The organism is Rhodococcus sp. IEGM 1366 (genome assembly GCF_033142425.1).
In the GTDB taxonomy this organism is placed as follows: domain Bacteria; phylum Actinomycetota; class Actinomycetes; order Mycobacteriales; family Mycobacteriaceae; genus Rhodococcus_F; species Rhodococcus_F globerula.
The window spans coordinates 360,842-383,536 of the sequence record NZ_JAWLRZ010000003.1; the positions used below are offsets into that span (position 1 = coordinate 360,842).

Annotated in this window: 20 protein-coding genes; 4 read left to right on the forward strand and 16 right to left on the reverse strand. The window is 62.4% G+C overall.

From position 1 onward, the window contains the following. Positions 1–62 precede the first annotated feature (62 nt). The 3 genes from R4P64_RS11435 to R4P64_RS11445 form a co-directional block, all read right to left on the reverse strand. Complete coding sequence (locus tag R4P64_RS11435; protein ID WP_317820816.1) at positions 63–1,559, reverse strand: aldehyde dehydrogenase; 1,497 nt, start codon at positions 1,557–1,559, stop codon at positions 63–65. A 19-nt stretch (positions 1,560–1,578) separates the two neighbouring features. Beyond that, positions 1,579–2,403 carry a mycofactocin-coupled SDR family oxidoreductase gene (locus R4P64_RS11440; protein ID WP_138871846.1) on the reverse strand — a complete coding sequence of 275 codons (825 nt, stop codon included), beginning with the start codon at positions 2,401–2,403 and terminating at the stop codon, positions 1,579–1,581. Positions 2,404–2,637: 234 nt separating this feature from the next. After that, a complete protein-coding gene (locus tag R4P64_RS11445) occupies positions 2,638–3,606 on the reverse strand; it encodes a GNAT family N-acetyltransferase (RefSeq protein ID WP_317820818.1) in 969 nt (322 codons plus the stop codon). 153 nt (positions 3,607–3,759) lie between these two features. Between R4P64_RS11445 and R4P64_RS11450 the strand changes: the two genes are divergently transcribed. The 3 genes from R4P64_RS11450 to R4P64_RS11460 all read left to right on the forward strand — a co-directional run bounded on the left by R4P64_RS11450 (position 3,760) and on the right by R4P64_RS11460 (position 6,465). Beyond that, positions 3,760–4,929 (forward strand): aromatic ring-hydroxylating oxygenase subunit alpha, encoded by a 1,170-nt coding sequence (locus tag R4P64_RS11450; RefSeq protein WP_138871844.1) that lies wholly within the window; start codon positions 3,760–3,762, stop codon positions 4,927–4,929. A 16-nt stretch (positions 4,930–4,945) separates the two neighbouring features. Beyond that, positions 4,946–6,097: an acyl-CoA dehydrogenase family protein gene (locus R4P64_RS11455; protein WP_172935867.1), complete on the forward strand. Its 1,152-nt coding sequence runs from the start codon at positions 4,946–4,948 to the stop codon at positions 6,095–6,097. A 68-nt stretch (positions 6,098–6,165) separates the two neighbouring features. After that, on the forward strand, positions 6,166–6,465 hold the full coding sequence (locus R4P64_RS11460) for an antibiotic biosynthesis monooxygenase family protein (RefSeq protein ID WP_172935868.1): 300 nt from the start codon (positions 6,166–6,168) through the stop codon (positions 6,463–6,465). A gap of 60 nt (positions 6,466–6,525) precedes the next feature. On the opposite strand, the gene R4P64_RS11465 is transcribed toward R4P64_RS11460, so the two are convergent. From R4P64_RS11465 to R4P64_RS11500, 8 genes are all read right to left on the reverse strand, one after another. Beyond that, complete coding sequence (locus R4P64_RS11465) at positions 6,526–8,970, reverse strand: CoA transferase (protein ID WP_317820822.1); 2,445 nt, start codon at positions 8,968–8,970, stop codon at positions 6,526–6,528. Between the two features lie 54 nt (positions 8,971–9,024). Continuing rightward, positions 9,025–10,485 carry an aldehyde dehydrogenase gene (locus R4P64_RS11470; RefSeq protein WP_317820824.1) on the reverse strand — a complete coding sequence of 487 codons (1,461 nt, stop codon included), beginning with the start codon at positions 10,483–10,485 and terminating at the stop codon, positions 9,025–9,027. 28 nt (positions 10,486–10,513) lie between these two features. Further along, positions 10,514–11,698 (reverse strand): thiolase C-terminal domain-containing protein, encoded by a 1,185-nt coding sequence (locus tag R4P64_RS11475; RefSeq protein WP_172935871.1) that lies wholly within the window; start codon positions 11,696–11,698, stop codon positions 10,514–10,516. Further along, the gene (locus R4P64_RS11480; RefSeq protein WP_172935872.1) at positions 11,695–12,123 is read right to left on the reverse strand and encodes a Zn-ribbon domain-containing OB-fold protein; all 429 of its coding nucleotides are present in this window, start codon (positions 12,121–12,123) and stop codon (positions 11,695–11,697) included. The genes R4P64_RS11475 and R4P64_RS11480 overlap by 4 nt, the downstream gene beginning before the upstream one ends. Further along, positions 12,120–12,434: a hypothetical protein gene (locus tag R4P64_RS11485; protein WP_138871837.1), complete on the reverse strand. Its 315-nt coding sequence runs from the start codon at positions 12,432–12,434 to the stop codon at positions 12,120–12,122. Before R4P64_RS11485 ends, R4P64_RS11480 begins: the two co-directional genes overlap by 4 nt. A gap of 92 nt (positions 12,435–12,526) precedes the next feature. Continuing rightward, complete coding sequence (locus tag R4P64_RS11490; RefSeq protein WP_317820826.1) at positions 12,527–14,008, reverse strand: acetyl-CoA acetyltransferase; 1,482 nt, start codon at positions 14,006–14,008, stop codon at positions 12,527–12,529. Then, positions 14,005–15,042 (reverse strand): LLM class F420-dependent oxidoreductase, encoded by a 1,038-nt coding sequence (locus R4P64_RS11495; RefSeq protein ID WP_172935874.1) that lies wholly within the window; start codon positions 15,040–15,042, stop codon positions 14,005–14,007. Before R4P64_RS11495 ends, R4P64_RS11490 begins: the two co-directional genes overlap by 4 nt. 33 nt (positions 15,043–15,075) lie before the next feature. Beyond that, on the reverse strand, positions 15,076–15,885 hold the full coding sequence (locus R4P64_RS11500) for an enoyl-CoA hydratase-related protein (RefSeq protein WP_138871834.1): 810 nt from the start codon (positions 15,883–15,885) through the stop codon (positions 15,076–15,078). Between the two features lie 150 nt (positions 15,886–16,035). Here R4P64_RS11500 and R4P64_RS11505 point away from each other — a divergent pair, with 150 nt between their 5' ends. Then, a complete protein-coding gene (locus R4P64_RS11505) occupies positions 16,036–16,872 on the forward strand; it encodes a glucose 1-dehydrogenase (protein WP_317820830.1) in 837 nt (278 codons plus the stop codon). A gap of 80 nt (positions 16,873–16,952) precedes the next feature. On the opposite strand, the gene R4P64_RS11510 is transcribed toward R4P64_RS11505, so the two are convergent. The 5 genes from R4P64_RS11510 to R4P64_RS11530 all read right to left on the reverse strand — a co-directional run bounded on the left by R4P64_RS11510 (position 16,953) and on the right by R4P64_RS11530 (position 22,692). Continuing rightward, positions 16,953–17,675 (reverse strand): ABC transporter ATP-binding protein, encoded by a 723-nt coding sequence (locus R4P64_RS11510; protein ID WP_317820831.1) that lies wholly within the window; start codon positions 17,673–17,675, stop codon positions 16,953–16,955. Continuing rightward, the gene (locus tag R4P64_RS11515; RefSeq protein WP_172935877.1) at positions 17,672–18,364 is read right to left on the reverse strand and encodes an ABC transporter ATP-binding protein; all 693 of its coding nucleotides are present in this window, start codon (positions 18,362–18,364) and stop codon (positions 17,672–17,674) included. The genes R4P64_RS11510 and R4P64_RS11515 overlap by 4 nt, the downstream gene beginning before the upstream one ends. Continuing rightward, a complete protein-coding gene (locus R4P64_RS11520) occupies positions 18,364–20,361 on the reverse strand; it encodes an ABC transporter permease (RefSeq protein WP_317820832.1) in 1,998 nt (665 codons plus the stop codon). The genes R4P64_RS11515 and R4P64_RS11520 overlap by 1 nt, the downstream gene beginning before the upstream one ends. A 93-nt stretch (positions 20,362–20,454) precedes the next feature. Next, on the reverse strand, positions 20,455–21,666 hold the full coding sequence (locus tag R4P64_RS11525) for an ABC transporter substrate-binding protein (protein ID WP_317820834.1): 1,212 nt from the start codon (positions 21,664–21,666) through the stop codon (positions 20,455–20,457). 282 nt (positions 21,667–21,948) lie between these two features. Next, entirely contained in the window at positions 21,949–22,692 is a 744-nt protein-coding gene (locus R4P64_RS11530) for an SDR family oxidoreductase (RefSeq protein WP_172935880.1), read from the reverse strand. Positions 22,693–22,695: the final 3 nt, after the last annotated feature.

The window sequence follows — 22,695 nt, forward strand, 5'->3', positions numbered from 1 at the left end:
CGGCCGGAACATTCCGGCCGAGCGTTTGTGTGTGATCACCCGGGAATCCGGGACGCAACTACCTACTGCGCGGTTGCCGGCATGTGTACGGCCTTGGTCTCGAAGAACTCCTCCAGCCCTTCGAGCCCACCCTCGCGGCCGAGTCCGGACTGCTTGTACCCGCCGAACGGCAAGGTGAAGTCCATCGTCGAGGTGTTGACGCTGATCGTTCCGGTCCGGATGCGCTGCGCAACCTCGAAGCCGTGATCAAGATCCTCGGTGTAGACGGCTCCGGACAGACCGTAAACGGAGTTGTTCGCGATCGCGACAGCGTCGTCTTCGTCCTCGAAGGTGATGATCGAGATGACCGGTCCGAAGACCTCTTCCTGAGCGATGCGCATGTCTGGCCGCACACCGTCGATGAGAGTCTGCTCGACAAAGAAACCGTGGTCGTAGCCGGCCGGGCGACCACCACCGAGCGCGATGGTTGCGCCCTCTTCCTTCGCGATCTCGATGTAGCTTTCGACGCGTTCACGCTGACGCTCCATGGCAAGCGGGCCGAGGAAGTTGCTGGGATCCCACGGATCGCCCATCGGCAGTGAGCCGTACGCGACCTTCAGCGCCTCGAGCACCTCGTCATGGCGCTTACGCGAAACCAGGACGCGGGTGAGCGCGATGCAGGCCTGGCCGGACTGCAGGCACCCACCCATAGGCAGGCTCTGCAGAACGTGGTTGATGTCCGCGTCGTCGAGGATGATGGCAGCGGACTTGCCACCCAGTTCGAGAGACACGCGAGCGATGCGCTCGCCCGCCAGCGACATGATGCGTCGACCCGCTGCGGTACTGCCGGTAAAGGTGATGTGGTCGACGTCGGGGTTCGTGACAAGGGTTTCCGAAACCTCGCGGTCAGCGCACAACACGCTGACGACGCCCTCGGGAATGTGCCCTTCCTCGACAAGCTCACCGATGATGTCGGCAAACACCGACGGCGAGACCGGCGCCTCCGGAGCAGTTTTGAGCACGACGGAACAGCCCGCAGCAAGAGCCGGGGCAACCTTGAATGCGATGGTTCCGATCGGCCCGTTCCACGGGATGATCGCCGCGACAACGCCGGTGGGCTCCTTGAGGATGCGAGTGATGCCGCCGTCGGCGCGAGTTCGATCCTCACGAGTCTCGAAGTCACGAGCGAACGCCGCGGTCGCGCGAAACAGCCCGCCCGTCATTTCCTGCGTGGGGCGGCTCACCGAGATGGGAACGCCGACCTCGACAACGCCGATCGGGGTGAGCTCGTCGACTCGCTGCGCCAGACGGTCCGCGATCATGTCGAGCACGTCGGCACGCTGCGCCATCGTGCGCGATGCCCACTCCCCCTTGTCGAAGGACTCGCGTGCGGCTGCAACTGCCCGGGCGACGTCTTCGGTTGTGGCGCTGCGGATTCGCGCGACCTTCTGCTCGGAGAAGGAATCGACCAGGTCGATCCACTCGTCACCGGTCGAATCGACCCATCGTCCGCCGATGAATACCTGCTCGCGATCGGCGATCACCGGAGTAGGCGCTGCCGAGGTTTCTGTCGTGGTCATGGTTGAAAGGCTCCTTCACTCAACGGATGTTGTAGCCGGCGTCTACCGGGAACGTCACACCGGTGACGTATCGACCCTCGTCGGAGGCGAGGTAGAGGATGGCATTGCTGATGTCGACGGACTCCACGAGTTCGACAGGCATCGGGTTCTTGAACGATTCGTCCGCGGCGACATCCGGGTGGGTATTGATGAACTCCCCGTACTCCGCGTTTGCGACCATCGGAGTGTTGACGCCGGTCGGATGCACCGTATTGACGCGAATGCTGTGCGGAGCAAGCTGTTTCGCATACAACCGCATCAACCCGACAACGCCGTGCTTTGCCGCACTGTAGGCAGCCTGACCCGGCAAGGTGTTGAGGCCGATACTGGTCAGCCCGGCTGCCGAACTGGTGATGACGATGGAACCGCCCTCACCACGCGAAATAAGGTCGGGCACAGTTACTTCGAGCACGTGCCACACGCCGGTCAGCATCGTGTCGAGCGCGTCGTGCCAGGCTTGCCGCTGCTCGCCCGGCCCGATAACCGGCATGATTCCGGCATTGGGAAGCACGATGTCGACCTTGCCGAACTGCTCGATGCCGGCGTCGTACGCGCGCTGGACGTCCTCGATCTTGCGAACGTCGCCGACGGACGTGACGATCGATCCGCCGGCTTCCTTGACCAGACGCTCGGTTTCAGCGAGGTCGTCCGTGGTCGCCATCGGATAGAACACCGTCGGGATCTGATCGCAGATGTCCATCGCAATGATCGACGCGCCCTCCTCCGCCAGACGAATTGCATGTGAGCGGCCTTGCCCACGCGCCGCACCGGTAATGAATGCGACCTTGCCTTCTACGCGGCCCATGATGTGTCCTCTCTCTGATCGGCCAACCCGCGAGCGCCCAGACATGCCTGATTTGCATGGGGCAGAACAACATACGGGTCTGATTACCGATTCACACGGCTACTGTCGATTATTCTTTTACACACGGTTGGATTGCACTCTCTCCACAAGATGTTGTGAAGCGTGTCACAGAAGACTACCGACACCGGGGGCAATCGTCAACAAATGACATAAATCGTCATTCGTCTCGCTGTTTCACGATTCGACACCCTCCTTCCATACACCGACCTGGAAGCACGCATGCGCATCCTCCTGCTCGTACGACAGCAGCCTGAGCATGCGCACCGCACCCTCGTCTTCGGGATCTATTCGGATCAGCGAAGTTTGGGCTCCAACCGCCTCGAGTTCCTCGAGCGCACGAGTGAGCAGCGCGGTCCCCAGACCGCTGCCCCGCGATTGCGGAGCAAGCACCAGCGCCCGCACCCAGGCAGCCCGAAGTTCGAGATGTTCATGCAACTCGGGGTCGAACCACACAAATCCAACCGGTTGACCGCCCTGATCCGACGCGATCAACACCGACCCGGTTCCCGACGCGATCCCGTCCGAAACCTCGGCCGCTTGACGCGTCGGCAACCCTGCCACACCAACAATCTCAGTGACTGCGACCATGTCGCTCGCCTCGTTGACGGCATACCCCGCCGGCACCGATGCCGGTGCGAGATCCACCGCGAATGGGCCGGTCAGATTTCGGGAGAGCGTCCACAACCGTCGTACGGCCTCGATACCGAACCGTCCGGTCAAGCGCTCGGAAGCGGGATGGCTGCCGTATGCCCACGCTCGCAATGCCGTGGCCCCGGTACCCACCCACCCCCCAGGTTGGGTGACGTCGATTCCGAGTTCTTCGACAAGCATCGTGGTGACGCCACGTGAGCGGTAGTCCGGATGGACGACGTACGCCACCGATCCCTGACCATTGTCGTCGATCGACAAATGCAGGTACGCAACAACAAGCATCGGTGCATCGTCACGGGCACTCAGGTCCCGGCGAGCCTTGATCGGCAGATGCCTGACCACCACGCTCGCCCGCGAAACAGCCTCGACGTCAGCGGCCGGTATTGCCGTGAAACCCGCCTCGTGATCGTAATCGGCGGCCACGCGCACGAGCTCCAGAACCTCGGCCCGATCGTCGTCGACGAGCTGTTCGCACCATCGGTAGGAAATCATCGTCCATCGCTCCTTATCTGCCCATCTTGTGCCCTAAATCTAATGACTATCGGTAAACTTCGCAACGAAATCGAGATGGCCGAGGGTTTACACCTAAACCTATATGAGTTAGATTTACGGCAATCAAGACGCACACCAACGTAAGGACGAGCCATGACTGAAGTCGGAGCACCCCGCGAGGAACGCATTCGCCGGACCTTGGATCACTTGCGCAACGACACCACGGACGATTTCGGACACCTCACGTGGTTCCGCCCCGAGGAATTCCGGGACACCGACATCGCCAAACTCGAACGCGACCGCATCTTCGGCCGCGTCCCGTCGATCGTCGCTCACGGATCCGAGATCCCGAAGGCCGGCGACTTCTTCACCCTGCAGATGCCGCGCAACAACGTCATCGTCGTTCGCCAGCGTGACGGCAGCGTCAAGACCCTCGTGAACGTGTGCCGACACCGCGGCGCCATGGTCGAGAAGGAAGAGAAGGGTCGCTGCCGGCTCTTCTCGTGCCCGTACCATCGCTGGTCGTACGACACCGACGGCAGCCTGCGCACCATTACCCGAGAGAACACGTTCGGCGAGACCGATCAGTCGGACATGGGTTTGATCTCATTACCCACCGAGGAACGCCACGGTTTCATCTGGGTGGTGGACGACGCCGACGCCACCATCGACGTCGCCGACTGGCTGGGTCCGGACATGGATGCGATCATGTCTGGCTACGACATCGAATCGCTGACCTGCTTCCGCGCAGAAGGTTTCGACGAGCCGGTCAACTGGAAGCTCATGCAGGATGCCTTCCTCGACGGTTACCACATTCAGTACGCGCATCCGAACAGTGCCGCCAAGCACATCCATACCAACGTCATGGCATTCGAAGATTTCGGTCGCCACTGCCGCTTCGTCACCCCACGTAAGTCCATCGATCGCTGGATCGAGGAGGATCCCGGAAGCCGGAGCCTCGCGAACGACGTGACCGAGAGCCATCTCGTCGGCCCGAACAGCACGCTGCTTCGTCAACCCGACCACTTCCAGCTCCTGACATTCCGGCCGCACCCCACAGATCCGCAGCGTTGCCGGATGGAAATGCGTGTGATGGTTCCGCCCGTCGAAAAGACGGAGTTTTCGCAAGAGAAGTGGGAGCGCCGCTGGAACAAGAACTGGGAAATTCTCCTGGCCGTCCTGCATGCCGAGGATTTCCCACTGTTGCGCGACTCCCAGGTCGGTCTGACCAGTGCAAGTGCCGGCCGCATGGTGCTGGGCCAGAACGAGGTCGCAAACCAGGTATTCCGTCGCGAAACGCAGAAGCTGCTCGACCAGAACTGAATTGGAGATAAAGCAAGTGGAAAGTGATCTGTTCGAGAGCGATCATCTGTTGTTCCGCGACTCCGTGCGCTCGTACGTCGAGAAGCACGTTGTACCCAACCTCGAAAAGTGGGACGCCGATCGTCTGATCGACCGCGAAACCTGGCTGGCCGCAGGCAAACAAGGGCTCCTGGGGTTGTCCGTCCCCGAAGAATACGGTGGACCAGGCGAGGTGGACTACCGCTTCCGCGTGGTCGTCCAGGCTGAAATCGCGCGGGTCGGAGCGTCAGCCCTTCAGTCGGGCTTCTCGACCAACGACGACATCGTGCTCAACTACCTGCTCCGCCACGCAAACGAGGAACAGCGCAGACGCTGGCTCCCCGGCTTCGTCACCGGACAGACCATCGGCGCCATCGCGATGAGCGAGCCCATTGCGGGTAGTGACCTGCGCGCCATCGGGACTACCGCCGTGGCGGATGGAACGGACTGGGTGATCAACGGTTCGAAGACGTTCATCACCAGTGGCATCCTGGCCGACCTGGTGATCGTGTTTGCCAAGACGGATCCCGACGCAGGCTCCCGTGGATTCAGCCTGTTTGTCGTCGAGGAAGGAATGCCGGGGTTCAGTCGAGGACGCAAACTCGACAAGATGGGCCTGCACGCGCAGGACACTGCGGAACTCTTCTTCGAGGACGTACGAGTTCCCCAGGAGAACCTCCTCGGCGAACTCGGATCCGGCTTCGCCTATCTGATGCAGAGTTTGCCTCTCGAGCGCCTGGGCATCGGTATCGCCGCCCAGGTCTCCGCGGAAGCGGTGTTCGGATGGACGCTCGACTACGTCAAGGAGCGCACCGCCTTCGGCAAGAAGATCGGCGAGTTCCAAGGCCTGGGTTTCACGTTGGCGGAATTGCAGACGGCGATCGAGGTCTCCCGGGCATACATCGACCGTTGCGTCCGTGCGCACAACGCCGGAACGCTCACGGCGGTCGACGCCGCGAAGGCAAAGCTGTGGGCCACAGAGTTGCAGGGACGAGTCAACGACGCCGGCGTTCAGTTCCACGGCGGGTACGGCTACATGATGGAGTACCCCGTCGCAAAGGCATACATCGACGCGCGCATCCAACGTATCTACGGTGGCACGAATGAAATCATGAAGGAAATCATTCACCGAGATCTACTGAAGGCGTAGCACTCTCATGACTGTGGGGTGGACCGGACCGGTCCACCCCACAGTCGTATCCGGAAAGCGGGGACACGATGATAGAAGAACACGCGATGCTGACCGTCAGCGCCGGCAGCGAAACCGAGTTCGAAGCGGCGTTCCATCTCGCGAAGCCGGTGATGGAGTCTGCGCCAGGATGTCTGCGCGCCGACCTGTTGCCCAGCGTCGACCGGAAACACACGTATCTGTTGCGGGTTCGGTGGGAAACACTCGAATCGCACACTCGAACATTCCCGGGTACCGGGCAGGCCCGTGAATGCGGCCGCATATTACAACCGTTTCTCGCAGGTCCGCCGCGTGTGACGCACTACCTGACGCCCATCACCTCCGGGTGAATCGCCTGCGCGGCCGCCCCCGGGAAACAGGGACGGCCGCGGCGGAGGAAGTCTGGCGGATCAGACCAATTCCTCTGCTGATCTTCGTGATTCATGCGCTCGGTCGTCGGCAGGCGGCTGCAGCACAGAAGTGCGGACCAGGTGGTCGACCTCGGCGGAACTGAGTCCGAGGAGGGATTCCGCGATCTCGCGGGTCTGTTCGCCGGCGATCGGGGCCTGCCGAAGTTCCGGATCCGCGATGGTGCCGAAGCGAACCAGCCGAGTTGCGGCCGGTAGTTTCGCTGGGAGCAAACTGTGTTCGATCTCGGTATAGGCATTGCGCGACGTCAACTGAGGATCGGTGAGCAGTTCGGGAAGCCGTACCATCGCACCGGCCGGGATTCCCGCAGCCTGCAACTGGTTCATGGCCTCAGCCGGTGACCAATTCGAAAGCCACTGGGAAAGAACATGATCAACCTTGTCCCGATTGAGCACCCGAGCTGCCGACGTTGCGCAGTCGACATCCTCGACAAGGTCTTCACGACCGATCACTACGCACAATCTGGCCCAGTCCTCGTCATCACGAACGGTGACAACACACCACTCGTCGTCGCCGGCACACGCGAAGACACCGGACGGTGCGGCATACGGATCCGAATTGCCGGACGCAACAATCGATCCCGGAGCCAACGACTCCGCGGTCAGCAAACTACCCAGATGAACAAGCGCGGTATCTGATTGCACCACTTCCACGATATTTCCGGTTCCGGTGTGCGCACGCTGGATCAGCGTGGCAAGTACTGCCACGGCCCCCGCTTGTGCAGCGATATGGTCCGGGTAGACCGTCGACCCGTCGCACAGCAGTTCTGCGTCGTCCGGATACCGCCACAACGCTGATACTCCGCCGGACGCCCGGACCAACGGTCCGTACCCCATTCGCTTACTCCACGGTCCGGTACTCCCGAAGGCACTGGACTCGTGAACGATGATGCGCGGATTGATCTCGGCAAGTTCGTCGTACGAGAGCCCCATCGACTTCAGTGTGCCCGGCTTGAAATTGGCCAGAACCAGATCAGCGTCGGCAGCCAGTTGGCGGAACAGCGCCAGTCCCTCCGGATTTCGCAGGTCGACGCCAAAGCTGCGCTTGTTGCGATGCCCCCAGGCCACGGAGGCCGCGAGCGCCGATCCGCGCTTCGACTGACGAAGACCGTCCGGGAAATTAGCGTTTTCGATCTTGACGACGTCGGCCCCGAAGTCCGCGAACTGTCTGCCGAGTTCAGCGCCGAACACGACAACGCCCAGATCCAGGACACGCAGCCCCGCGAGAGGGCGTTCGCCGGATGCGCGATCCGCGGCGGGAGCGGGCGAGGGCTTCGATCGGGCCGCGACTTCCCCCTGATGCTCACCGAGTTGTGGTGCACGCGTGCGGAAACCGATGCGGTTCCCACCGATCGAACCGTAACCCGACGGCACTCGAGCATGCAGATTCGGTGCGATTTCAGCGTCGATCAGCGCGCCGGACGCCTGGAAGTGCTCAGCCGCAAGTACTTCGCTCGGTGCCAGGACGCCGCCGACCGGGATACCCCGCGCTGCGCCCTGGGCAACAAGTTCGTCCCTGGTCTCGCCGGCAAACAACTCGGCGATCAGCGGATGCAGCCGATCGGCCGCCGCAAAACGAGCCGGAATCGTGTCGTATTTCGGATCGGCGAATTCTTCTGGACTACCAAGCCATTCGAACATCGATCGCCACTGTCGCTTGGCCAGGAGGCAGATCCGCACCTGTCCGTCGGCGCACGCGAAGACCGGGTAGAAGTTGGAGGCGTTGGGCCGTCCGCGAGGAAAGTCCTCGGTTCGGCCCGCAGCGGCAGATCCCTGCGTCCCGAACCCCGGGTCGAACCCGTGGACGACAACTTCGTAGGCGGAGACGTCGATGATGTCGCCCCGGCCAGTGGTCAACCTGTTGTAGTAGGCCAGCAGCGCCGCCCAAGCGGCGTGCACGCTCACCGTTCCCTCGGCCAACCCCGCCGGCGGTAGCAGCGGCTCTCTGCCCGGCGCCCCGGATCGCGACAGCACACCGCTCATCGCATACAGGACCGGCTCGGTGACGGCCCAATCACGGTACGGGCCGGTGCGCCCGAACGGCGAGATGGACATCCACACGAGTTCGGGGTTATGCGCCGTCAATTCGGCTACGCCGATGCCTCGTTCGTCCAACCAACCCGGTCGCAGCGATTCGATCAAGATATCGGCCCCGGCCGCGAGAGCGCGCAGCTCGCCGCGGCCCGACTCCGATTCGACGTCGAGCACGATGCCGAGCTTGTTGGCATTGCGCAGAGCAAACGGAATGCTGACACCGCCGCGAATCGGCTCAGCCGTCCGTGATGCAGATCCACCGGGCAACTCGATGCGGATCACCTCGGCACCGAGATCGGCGAGATACCGGCTGCTGGACTCACCCAATCCGTCGGTGATATCCAGTACGCGTATCCCGGTCAGTGGTGTTGTCGGTGTTGTCGGTGTTGTCATCGGAATGCTCCAATCGTCTCGCCGCGCGCGTGCGGCTGGGACCCTTCGGGCGGGTCAGCGAGTCGCGAGATAGATCGACTTCGCGCTGTAATAGGGCCGCAGTCCTTCCGGCCCGAGTTCACGGCCGAGTCCGGATGCTTTGACGCCACCGAACGGGGCTGCCAGATCCAATTCGTAGTGGTTGACTCCGACAGTGCCACTGTGGATTTGTGATGCCAGGGCCAAACCGTGCTCTTCGTCGGAGGTCCACACCGTGCCGCCGAGCCCGTATTCGGAATCGTTGGCGATGGCAACGGCCTCCGCCTCGTCGCCGTACGGAGTGATCGTCAGGACGGGACCGAAGATTTCCTCCTGGGCGATACGCGCAGCGTTGTCGACACCCTCGAATACCGTCGGTTCGACGAACCACCCGATCGGCTGATCGGCAGGTACTGCTCCGCCGGTGGTGATGCGGTAGCCGGCACTCCGACCGTCCTCGACGTACCCGAGAACACGATCGCGTTGGGCCGCGCTGACCAATGGTCCGATCTGAGTGGACTTTTCGAGCGGATCACCGACCCGCAGAGCGCGAACGGTCTCGGTCACCGCCTCGACCACTGCGTCGTAACGTGATCGCGGTGCGAGGATCCTGGTGCTGGCGTGGCAAGTCTGGCCGTTGTTGACCAGCGAGACTCCCAGCAGACCCGCCGCGAAAACGGAGAGGTCTGCATCATCCGCCACGATCGCAGCGGATTTTCCACCGAGCTCGAGTGTGACCGGTCGCAACAATCGACCGCACACCTCGCCGATTGCACGCCCGGCCACAGTGGAGCCGGTGAACGCGACCTTGTCGACACCGGGATGCTCGACGAGATAAGCACCCGCTTCCCGCCCTGCCGGTACGACATTGAGGACGCCGGCCGGCAAACCGGCTTCCTCTGCCGCCTCGGCAAACGCATACGCGTCGAGTGCTGTCTCCGGTGCGGGCTTGAGCACGACGGTGCAGCCCGCAGCCAGTGCCGGAGCAATCTTCATGGCGGCCAGGGGTTGTGGATAGTTCCACGGAGTGATCGCAGCGACAACACCAACAGGTTCGTTGCGGACGACGGTCCGACCGCCGAACGCGCTGGGGCGCACGTCCTCGGTGGGGGCGTTGCGAATCAACGACGCGTAGTAGCTGACCATGACGGATGGTCCGAAACCGTTGACGCTGCCGGACAACGAGATAGGCATACCGTTCTCACGGCTCACCAGTGCCGCGGTCTCGCGGCCTCGGGACTTGAGAGCCGCCGCGAACCGGTCCAGCAGGTCGGCACGCTCGGAGTTGCCGAGCGCTGCCCACGGGCCTCGCAATGCTTCCCGCGCCGCTGCCACCGCGGCGTCGATGTCACCGACGCCGGCCATCGCAGCGGTGCCGAGAACCTTCTCCGTCGCGGCCTCCACGACGTCGAAGCTTGCGCCCTGCAGCGGCGCGACCCATCGGCCGCCGATGAACAGCGATTCCCTGTTCACGCTCGTGTTGTCCGCGTTTCCCATGCCGGTCCTTTCGGGTGGTTCGATGAGCTCAGAGCGCGTCGGCGTGCGCAAACAGCGTCGAGCTGACGATCGGAGCCATCGGACCACCGATGAACAACGACGTCTTTGCATCTGCAACTTGATTGGTGGATGTGCCTCGAAGCTGCCGCACGGCCTCGACTGCAAGTCCCATGCCGTTGACAAAGGAATCGGCGATGTTGCCGCCGCTGGTGTTGATCGGCAGCTTGCCAGTCGGTGCCGTCAGGTTTTCGACGGTCAGCACGTCGCCGGCCGCAGGGCCGGACGGCGCCAGCCCGTGATCGATCAGTGCCGAGACCGCTGGCCCGGAGAAGTTCTCGTAGACCTGGACGACGTCGACGTCGGACGGGCCGATCCCGGCTGCCGCCCACAGTCGATCTGCGACGCCGGGCCGGCCGTCTACCCCAGCGAAACCTGCACTCGTGTACTGGTTGTCGTTGTCGATGATCGACGAGTATCCGCCAGGCGCACCCTGCGCGCCGGCCAGAACGTAGGCCGGGGTCTGTCGAAGATCGCGGGCACGTTCCGCGGACACGAGAATCAAGGCAACTGCCCCGTCGCTCTCACGCGAGCAGTCGAACAGATGGAACGGCTCGGTGATGAGGCGCGAGTTCTCGTAGGTGTCGATATCGAGCGGTCGGCCGTATCCCTGTGCGGTGGGGTTGTTCTGGGCGTGCTGGTACGCGGCGAGCACGAGTGATCGCATCGCCTCGCGCGGCACTCCGTCATGTTCGAGCAGTCGTTGCGTGCGCAGGGCGCAGACCTGAGCCGGTGAGCCGACTCCGTGAGCGAGAAAGTGTGGGCCGTAGTGGTACTTGGCGTAGCCGAGGCGCCCGGTGTCCTCCTGCGACATCGCGCGATAGACCGCGACGACGTCAGCTTGCCCCGACGCGATCGCGACGACGGCATTGTTGACGGCCGCAGCGACGGTCCCGCCGCCGCCGCCCCACATCATGTTCGACCATTTCACGTCGTTCACCATGAGCGCGCCGCCGATGACCGCACCGTCGTTCGAACCGCCTGCGTAGGAGACGAATCCGTCGATCTCACGCGGCGAGATGCCGGCGTCGGCGCAGGCCGCGACTATTGCTTCCAGCGTCATCCGCTGCTCACCGTGCGGGCCTTCGCCCCGGCGGTAATGGTGTTCGGCGACTCCGACGACGGCAGCAGCTCCGCGCAATGCAATCGAGCTCATACCCGTCCTTCCTTACGGCTCCAACGCAGCATCGGCCACGTCGCGCCCTGATCAGTTTCGAAGTGTCCGACAACCGTGTCGCCGATCTGGACGGCATCTGCGTCGGCACCCGTGAGAATGCCGAGGACCCTTCGATTTCCGGCATCGGGAAGTTCCACGAGAACCGTCAAGTACGGAACCTTGGCAGCTAGTTCCGTCACGAACGGGTACCAACTTCGGGACCACGAGTACACGGTGCCAACCGGTTCGACCGCCTCCCAGGCGGGATCGAAGGTGTGGCATGAACCGCACATCCACTGTGGGCCCCAGATCCAGGTCCGGCACTGTGTGCACCGCTGCAATCGCAGCTCACCCGCGCGCAGTCCGTCCCAGTACGGCTGATCGAGTCCGTCCGCGGTCGGTCCCCACGGCTCTTCGCCGCTCACTTCGATTCACCTGCTGCGGCGAAGTTCTCGAGCCTGGCGGCCTTCCAGGATCCGTCGTGTAGCTCCCAGATCGAGCGCAATCCGATAACACCCGTCGGGGTGTTGTACACGGTCTCCCCGATGCGCAGATCGCCCTCGGCACGCACATCCTTGATCTCGTGGCTGTCCACGGCGCCACGTGGCACGACAACACCGTCGAATACGGTTGGGAGGTTCTCGGCGACCATGTCCGCGATCGCGGATTTCATGTCGCCGGACACCACGTAGCCCACATGGCGCTCGTACAGTGCGCGGAAGTCTTCGATCGACATTGCCGAACCTTTCTCCGATTATCGGATCCGTGTGCTCCTGCACCGAATCCCGCAATAGTTTTACCTTAAGCCTTTAGATAAATGTGGTCAATCTACCGAAACCGAAAAGATCCGTCCGCGGATACCGAAACCTTTGCCTCGGCCACATCCGACTCCGTCATGCGGGCAAGCTCGTCAGCCTCGTCGGTCACCGCAAGCGTGCGTTCACCAGTAGCAATGCGGGCGGCAACAAAACCCTTCTCGGGCTTGCCCTCCCGGTCATACACAACGGTGAAGGACTCGATGCTCGCGGCACCTTCGTACGACGTCAACGCTGTTGTTGTCGGTTCGGAATCAACTCGCGCCTGCACGTCTTCACAGCGGAATCCCGTCGCCGCCGGCTCGGTACGGTAAACGCCGAACGCATGCTTGCTCAAGTACCCACTGTTCGCGGTCAGCAGACCCCACGCCCCCGGATCGGCTCGCAGTTTCGTGGTCAGTGTCGCGATCGCGTGAGTGCTGTAGTTGTTCCAGGGTCCGCCGGCAAATGTGAGTCCACCGGTCTGCGTCAGCGGCCGAGACGGATCGCCCAGCGCCAACCCCAACTCTTTTGCCGCAACCTGCACCGCAGACGGGAAGCACGAATACACGTCCACCAGGGAAACGTCGGCGATACCGATCCCGGCCAGTTCGAGCGCGCGAGCACCGGCGATCCGAATCGCGGGCGAACGATCGAGCGCTGCGCGTTCCGCGACAGCATAGGTGTCGTGCGCTTCGGTTCCGGACTGCGGAAACACCCAGTTCTCGCGCGGAATACCCAACTGCTGAGCGGTCCCGACAGAGCACATCAACAGGGCCGCAGCCTGTTCCACCATATTGTTGGAGTTGAGAAGCTTTGTATACGGCCAGGCGATCGGACGATTCTCCGGCGACGGCGTCGTGATCTCGGAAGGTGAGTACTCGCGCTGCGTCCAGGCGTGCGGGTTTGTGGCAGCAACTCGAGAAAATTCGGACCACAGCGCGCCGATATGATCGCGATGCTCGGAATCCGCACGGCCCGAAGAGATTCGCAGCGCCTGCTCGAACAGCGGGTACAGATACGCCGGGCGATCGAGCCCGATGCGTCGTTCACTCTCCGCCGTCATCGGCACCTCGGGAACGAGGATCGGCGCCGACGGGACCGAATCGCCTTGCACCGTCCACTCCGGGCGCTCCCCCTTGGCGCGCAACTTCATTCGGGTACGCCACGACTCCGCACCACCGATCAACACGACATCAGCGCGTCCGGCTGCGATGTCCAGGGCTGCGCCGTTGACCAGAACCTGTGGCGAACTACCACCGCTACCGGTGTATCCGGTTGTGCGCGGCACCGCACCGATTCGCTCCCCGACAAGGGCGCCAGGATCGCGATACTTCCACGACAACATGCCGACGATGCGCACGGAGTCCACGAGCTCGAGCAGCCTTGCCGAGCCCGCTTCTGCTGCAGCCTCGCGAGCTGCCGAGACAATCAGATCTACCGGTTCGATGCCTCCGGAGCGCTCGTTGATCTGTCCGCCGCCGACCAGAATCGGGGTTCTCGGGTCCAGCGTCATGACATCACCGCGTCGAGGATCCGTTCGCGGTTCTCCGGTTTCGGCCAGCCGCCCAGAATCAACGTCGTCAGACAGGTCTTCTTCCACTTGCCGACAATTTCGTCGATGATCTTGTCAGCGGGTCCGACCAGAGCGACATCTTCCACCATCTCAGTGGGCACTGCTTGCGCCGCGAGCTCCGGACGGCCGCTGAGGTACAGCTCCTGAATCTCGGAACACACCTCGCCCCAACCCATTCGGGTAAAGACGTCGTTGTGGAAGTTCGCACCCTTTGCACCCATCCCGCCGGCGTACAGAGCAACAGTCGGTTTGAGCCTTGCGGCTGCCTTCTCGACGTCGTCGTGCTCGACGAGCCAGCATGTGTTGGCGATTTCGAAATCCGATTCGCTCCGGCGGGCACCATCACGGGCAAATCCCTCGGCCAGCGCCGCGCGGTAGAACTCGTCGCTCTTGGGCGAGAACCACAGCGGTGTCCATCCGTCGGCGATCTCCGCGGCCAACGCGACGTTCTTGGGCCCCTCAGCGCCAAGGTAAACCGGAATGTCGCTACGCAGGGGGTGGACGATCGACTTGAGCGGCTTACCGAGCCCGGTTCCGCCGTCGAACGGCAGTTGGTAGTGCCGGCCCTGGTACGCGACGGGCTTCTCACGGGCCCACACCGCACGCATGATCTCGACGTATTCGCGGGTGCGCTCGAGCGGCCTGGGATACGGCTGGCCGTACCAACCCTCGACGACCTGTGGTCCGGATGCACCGATCCCGACGATCATCCGTCCACCGGACAGATGATCAACGGTCTGTGCCGCCATCGCGAGTGCGGTCGGAGTGCGGGCGGACATCTGGCACACCGCAGTGCCCAGTTTGATCGACGTTGTCCGCGCGCCCCACCACGCAAGGGGCGTCAGCGCATCGGACCCGTACGTCTCCGCTGTCCAGAAACTGTCGACGCCAAGCGCTTCTGCCTCGTCCACCATCCGCTCGACGTGACGCGGCGGACCCGAGCCCCAGTAGCCTGCGGCAATTCCAACCTTCATGTGTGCCTACTTCAATCGTCAGGGGGTCAGGTACTAGTTGTTCCGGTACTCGGCTGGCCGCTTCTCGAGGAAAGATTGAACGGCTTCTCGGTGATCTTTTGTCAGGGCACTGAGAATCTGCGTGCGATTCTCCAAATCGATTGCGGCCCGCAGCGACGGCGCTTCGAGGTTCGACCACATGACCTCCTTGGTCATCCACACCCCGAACGGACTGTTCCTGGCGATGGCCTCGGCGGTATCGAGCGCAACATCGACGAGCTTGTCCGCGGGTTCGACCGACGAGGCGAGGCCGATCCGCTCGGCTTCGAGCGCATCGATGGAACGGCCGGTGAGCATGATCTGCGCCGCCCGGGAAAATCCGATCATGCGGGGAAGCAAGTAGCTCATGCCGATATCGCAGTTGGACAGACCCCGGCGAATGAATGCGGCGTGCAGCACCGCATCCTCTGACAAAATCCGGATGTCCGCCATGAGCGCAAGCGAGAGTCCCCCGCCCGCTGCGGCACCGTTGACCGCTGCAATGATCGGTGCCCGAACACTGCGGCACAGGTCGACAAGGCTCGCGATGTGCTGCTGAACCCGCAACCCGGCTTGCGCCCGCCCCTCCCCTTCAGCGGCACCAGGCGGTGTTCCATAGCCACGCAGATCCAGACCTGCGCAGAATGCCCGTCCAACTCCGGTGAGGACGATCGCGCGGACCGTGGAATCGCGGCGAACCTCGTCCAACGTCTGATACAGCGCCTCTACGAGGTCGGCGTTCATCGAGTTGAGAGTTTCCGGGCTGTTCAGTCGGATCACCAGAACGCCGGGACGAGGCTGCTCGGTAAGGATCAGGTCGGACATTGTGTTCTCCGTCTACTCGGCCCGTCGACCGGGGCATGGAACCGTCGTACGACGGAAGTGACTGTGAAGTCTCGACATCCACAGACTAAAGACATTAGATTAAAACCTCAAGACGTTAGATAAAGAAACAATCGAAGGGGTTCTGCCACCATGACTGATCTCGCCGGAAAATCCGCCATCGTCACCGGAGCCGCAAGTGGCATCGGAGCTGCCACTGCCAGAGAGTTGGTGGCGCGCGGAGCCAAGGTTCTGATCGCCGATATCGACGATGTCCGCGGCGCATCCGTTGCCTCCTCGCTCGGCGATTCGGCAATCTACCTCCACACCGATGTGACAAGCGAAAACGACATCGCCGCAGCGGTTTCCATTGCAGTCGACCGATTCGGACGCCTTGATTGCATGGTCAACAACGCCGGACGCGTCGGATCGTGGACGTTCCTCGAAGACACGTCGGCAGATGAATGGGACAACTCATTTGCCGTGCTGGCTCGCAGTGTGTTCTTGGGCTGCAAGCATGCCTCCCGGGTCATGCGTGATCAGGGCAGCGGCAGCATCGTCAACGTCTCCTCCGTCGCCGGAGTCCGAACGGGCTTCGGCCCGCATCCCTACAGCGCCGCAAAAGCGGCAGTACTGCAGTTGACCAACACCGCCGCCATGGAACTCGCCCCCTTTCGCATCCGCGTCAACGCTCTGATCCCCGGCGGCGTCGCGACCAGGATCGTCGGGCACGGCTCCGGCTTGGAAGCGGACGCACTCGACAACAGTGTCGAATCCGTCCGCCGTGGCCTTCACAAATTCCAACCGATCCCGCGCGCCGGCGAGCCCGAAGACCTCGCGCAAGCAGTGGCATACCTGGCCTCCGACGGCGCGTCCTTCGTGACCGGACAACACATCGCCGTCGACGGCGGTCTCATGCTCGGCAAGAAGTGGCCGGCCAACTACCTCGAAGAGGCGCGTGCCGCCTCAACCCGGGTTTTCGAGGCCTGACCCGCAACGCGGTCCGGTTTCGCTACGTGAGTGTTCACGCAGCGAAACCGGAGGCGGCGGGCGTTCAGTGTGGCGGATGCTCAGGCAGAGCGTTGCTCGGCCGCTCCGCCCAGATACGACGATTCGAGCTCGGCTCGCCGCAACAGCAAATCGTCCCGAGTTCCGGACATCACGACGGACCCGTGCCGCAGCACATAGCCACGATCTGCCGCTTCGAGCGCAAGCTCCAGGTGCTGCTCGACCAACACGACTGCGATGCCGGTTGTGTCGGCAAGTCCCCGAAGGATGCTCACCAGTCGAGCACAGATCAGCGGTGCAAGACCCAGGCTCATCTCGTCGACCATGAGTACCTTCGGGCGTTGGCGCAGTGCGCGGGCCAGCGCCAACATCTGCTGTTCGCCGCCCGAGAGAAGACCGGCCCGTCGGTCGATCAATCGCTCCAGTTCCGGAAAGAGCTCGTAGACCTGCGCCAGTTCCGACTTTCCGCGCGAACCGGCGATGATCAAATTCTCACGAACAGTCAACCCCGAGAACAACGCTCGTTCCTCAGGCACATGAGCGATTCCGGCCTTGGTCGCCGCATACGGACGCCCCGGCGCAACAACTCGCCCGCCGACGCTCACCGTTCCACCACGCGCTTTGAGAATCCCGGAGAGTGTGAGCAACGTGGACGTTTTTCCCGCACCGTTGCGTCCCAGTAGCGCAACCACTTCGCCTTCCTCGACCTCGAAGGAAACGTCTCGCACCGCGAGGGCCCGCCCGTAGCCTGCGGACAGATTGTCGACCGACAACACAGTGCTCATGCGCTTGCTCCCAGGTATGCAGTGCGGACAACTTCGGAGGACCCCACCTCGGCAGGCGTTCCGGAACCGATGACCTTCCCGAAATCGAGGACGTACACGCGATCGCAGACCGCAAAGACCAGATCGACGTCGTGGTCGATGAGCAGAATCCCGATGCCTTCGTCCGCGAGCGCTCGGATCGGCTCCACCAAGCCGATCGACTCGGACGAATCGAGTCCAGCCGCCGGTTCGTCGAGAAGAAGCAGATGTGGCTCCGAAGCCAGCGCTCGCGCGATTCCCACGAGTCGCTGATGGCCGTGCGAGAGATCCTCGGGATACGCCTGGGCAAGACCTTCGAGCCCGAATCGTTCCAGCAGAGCAACACTCGGGTCTGGCGCTGTGGATTTTGCCGCCACTCTGATGTTGTCGGCCACCGACAGATCCTGGTAGAGCTCGAGTTGCTGGAAGGTTCGCACCACTCCGGTCCTGGCCCGTCGGTGCGGAGCAAGATGTGCAATATCGTTGCCGTCGAACATGACTCGTCCTGTGGACGGAACAAATCCGGTCACAGCGTCGATGAACGTCGTCTTGCCAGCACCGTTCGGCCCGATCAAACCGACAACCTCACCGGCCGCCACCGACAGATGTGCACCGTCGAGGGCTTTGACACCGCCGAAGGCTACCGACAGTTCTTCCGTCTCGAGCAACATCACGCCTCCTTCATTCCGGCGAGCACGGGAGCCTGGTCGGATATGCCCTCGAGTTCCGAATCATGCTCGGCGCCCGTCTTGGTACCGCTGGTTCGATGCAGTTTGAGTCGATGCACCATGCCTGCCACACCCTCGGGATTCATCACTGCGCCCGCTACGAGAGCAATGGCAAGGATCAGCGATTCGTAATCACCGAGACCCAACCACTCGTCGAGTGCTATCGACACCAATCCACCGGAGAACATCAGTGCCGCAACAAGTCCACCGGACACGCTGGAGATTCCACCGATGTAGACAACCGCCACGAGCAGCAATGACGTCATCACACTGAAAGTCTCGAATGACAACTGTCCCTGCTGGTACGCCATCAGAGATCCACCGATTCCCGCGAGGAACGACGCAATCGTCGCGCCGATCAACTTGATGCGCGCAGCATCGATACCCGAAGCGGCAGCGGCGCGTTCACTGCTGCGGACAGCGAGCATCTGACGGCCGAGCGAACTACGACGCAGCAACGCGACCCCGATCGCAACAACCGATGCAACAGCCAGAACGAGATACCCGAACACCGGTTGCGGGAACTCCCCACCCCCGCGGATACCCAATTCAATGCCGAACAAGGAAGGCTGCGCCACCGGAGACCCAGTGAGGCCGCCGGTGAATTTCGGATTCTTGAAGATCAACTCCTCGATGGCAACCGCCGCGGCAATTGTCACGACTGCGAGGTGCAAGCCGCGAACCCGCAACGCCGGAATGGACACGATCACACCAAGAATCGTCGCAACACCGGCCGACAGAATCATCGCGACGGGGAACGGCATCCAACTGTTGCCCCCGATCTTCGCGAGGGTGAATCCGGCGACTCCTGCCAGCGACATCTGGGCCAGTGATATCTGCCCGACGTATCCGGTGAGCACTACGAGCGACAGACACAGAATCGAGGCCGTCATCGTCGTGATGAGTCCAAGCCTCCATTGAGAACTCAGGAGCGGTATGGCCACCGCGAGCACAGCGATCCCCACTGCAATGAGCCACGGCCTCATCGGCCCGGCCGGTGCGGGAGGAAGCTTCTCCTCAGCGGCGCCGCGACCGGGCAGTTTGTTGCCCATCACGATCAAAGCGATGATGATCACGAGGAAGGGCAGGCCTTGTTTGAGGCCGTTCTGCGGCAACCACGGCACGGTCTGGGTGATGTAGAGCAACATCGACTGAGTGGCACCGAGAATGAAACCACCTGCGACCGCCCACGGCACGGAGGACAGACGCCCGATAAGCGCCGCGCCGAGAGCCGGAACGATCAGCATCGTGTAGGTACCAGCCTCGAGTGAGGTTGTCGGGGCAATGAGGATTCCCATCGCGGTACCGCCGACGCCGGCGATCAACCAGTTGATCGCAGCCAAACGCTGCGGGCGGTAGCCGAGCAGCACAGCAGCCTTCTCATTCTCCGCCGCACCTCTCGATGCCATACCGAAACGTGTTCTGCTGATGACAAAACCGAGTATCACCGCGAGAACAATCACGATCCCCGCGAGATAGAGCCGATCTGCCGGCATCTTTGCACCAAGGACCGTCACGGCGTCATTGGGCAGGATCGGAGCAACGGACCGAGGAACCGACCCGAACCGCACCAGTACCAACGCCTGGACCGCGAGCATCACACCAACCGAGACGACGACGCGGGCCAGCGGAGGCGCCGCATGAACCGGACGGAAGCACAGGGCGTAGATCACCAGCGTCAGCAGCGCCGAATGGAGAAGAACGACGGCAAAAGCCACCAGAACTGAAGGCCTGCTGCCAAAATCGATCGAACCGATCGGTAGCACCAACACTCCCGTGGTGCGAAGGTCGGCGAACTGATAGACACCGAACAAGATCATTGCGCCGTATCCGAAATTGATGATTCCGGACGCGCGGTACGTCAAGATGAGACCGAGAGCGAAGATCGCATAGATAGCGCCGGTACCGAGACCGAGCAAACCGAAGGAGAACAATTCCACAGCACACCTCCTTTGTGGCAAAGGGACATTCGAAGGAGACAACGCGCGGCGCGGATCAGATCGAGATACCCCGCCGCACAGGTTGTTTCCGGATTAGGGGACGATCCAACCGTCGGAGGCTTCAACCTGCTTGCCATTGTCAACGGTCACCATGCGCACCGTCGCGTTGCAGATCGTGGAGAAGCCTGCCAGCGCCGTACCGTCGCACACGACCGGGGAGTCCATGAAGCCTTCAACTCCGTCCGCGGACCGCAGTGCCGAACTGACCGTCGCGGTTGTCGGGTTATCACCGGCTTTTGCCAGGAACGCGGCCAAGGTCATGACCGAGCTGAAGCCGACCGGAGAACGACCACCGGCCTGATCGGAACTGATCCCCGCGTAACGATCCAACGCATCGAGGTAGAGCTGTACCTGCGGGTCATCACCATGCACCGCCGGGGTCAACAATTCCTGCGCGAAGTAGGCTCCTTCGGCAGCATTACCGGCGCTGGCAAGAACATTGGGGTCAAGGCATCCCGAACTGAACGCCAGCTTGCCCTCGTAACTGAGCGACCGAGCCGCCTGCATGATCTGTCCACACGTCGGAGCGACGAACAGCACTGAAAGAGCATCAGGATTGTTACGCGTTGCAGCGGTGACCACACTGGTGAAATCGGTGGCCGTCGGCGACTCCGGAACTACTGTGACGTCGGTGATTCCGTTCTTCGTCAGCGCGGCCTTGAACAGATTTGCACCCTGTTGTCCCGACGGCGTGTCGTTCACGACAACAGATACCGACTTCACGCCGTCCCGCGCCAGGAAAGCGGCCTGTGCCGCGTACTGCCCCGCCGAAGAACCGACAAAGGCAAAGACGTTCTCCCCGTTGTAATCGGTGCCCTGAATCGGGTTGGAAGCGACGTAGGGAATTCCGGCGGCATTGAGTACCTCGTACGCAGCCGGCCCGGAGAAGTCGAGTCCGGCCATCGCTACGACCACTCCGGCACGGACCAACTCGTTTGCACAGCCCTGGGATGCTTCGGGCGATCCGTTGGTGATACAGGTGTGGAGTTCGATCGGTCGGCCGTTGACACCCCCACCGTCGCGATTGACGTATTCGACCGCAGCCTCAGCTGCAATCCGAAGATCAGGGAATGAACCCGACGGCGCCTGCTCCTGGTTGATGTAGCCGACCTTGATCGGATCACCGCTGGCCGGGTTCGAACCGGGTCCGTCGTCGGCGCTACTGGAGCTACCGCAGGCGGTTGCCAGCAGCGCGGCAACGGCAAGGATCGATAGAGATGCAAGTGTCCGTGTGGATTTGGCCATCGAAGGCTCACTTTCGAGTTCGGAAGTCAGTGAACTGAACGCAGGGGTGCCGTACTGGGCCCAATGCGTACGACGGCATCTCGGGTGCATCCAGCGGCACCCCGTAACCTACACGCATTAGGTGGCATATGTCACATCAGGACCCGGACGTGTCCGGATTCTCGCAATCACTTAACACTCGAAAGATATTTCTACACAATATGTCTCGGCCAACCTACTTCTTTTGCAAAACAAAGGGCACCGTCACGCAAGCGCGCAACGGTGCCCTTCTCGAATCTACGGTCAGAACCCGACGGGCCCGCCCTTCCACACCCCGATCTCCTCACCGGAAACATGGCGTCCGTCCGCACTGACAAGGAAGGCAATAGTCGACGCAATGGACTCGGCAGGAATCTTAGGCCATTGCGAGGCAAGCGTTTCCACAGCATTATCTCCACCGGAGGCAATGATGTCGGTTTCGACGAACCCTGGAATCACTGTGTTCACCGTGATGCCGCGCCGGGCAACCTCCTGAGCCAAGGTACGAGTCATTCCGACGAGGCCGGCCTTCGCCGCCGAATAGGCACTCATCCCCGGTGACGGACGACGCCCACCCGACGCCGACCCCAGGAAGATGACCCTCCCCCAATTCTGTTCGTACATAGCCGGTAGCGCGGCATGGGTGCAGTAGAAAGGGCCGGAGAGGTTGACGCCGATCACACGATCCCAGTCGGCCGGACTCTGCTTGCGGGCCGAGCCGGCCAGATTCATGCCCGCGTTGTTCACGAGCACCGTAGGCGCTCCCAACTGCGCGGTCGTCTGCGAAATCAGTTGTGCGGCTTGCTCCGGATCAGAGATGTCGGCGCGAATCGATGCTGCCACACCACCTGCTGCGACGATTTTCGCAACCACGCCGTCCGCGTCCTGCGCACTGCGCGAATAGTTAACTGCAACAGCCATTCCCTCGGATGCAAGTCGTTCACAGATAGCGGCACCGATGCCCCGGCCACCACCGGTGACAACGGCGACTCGACGTTCACTCGACATGAT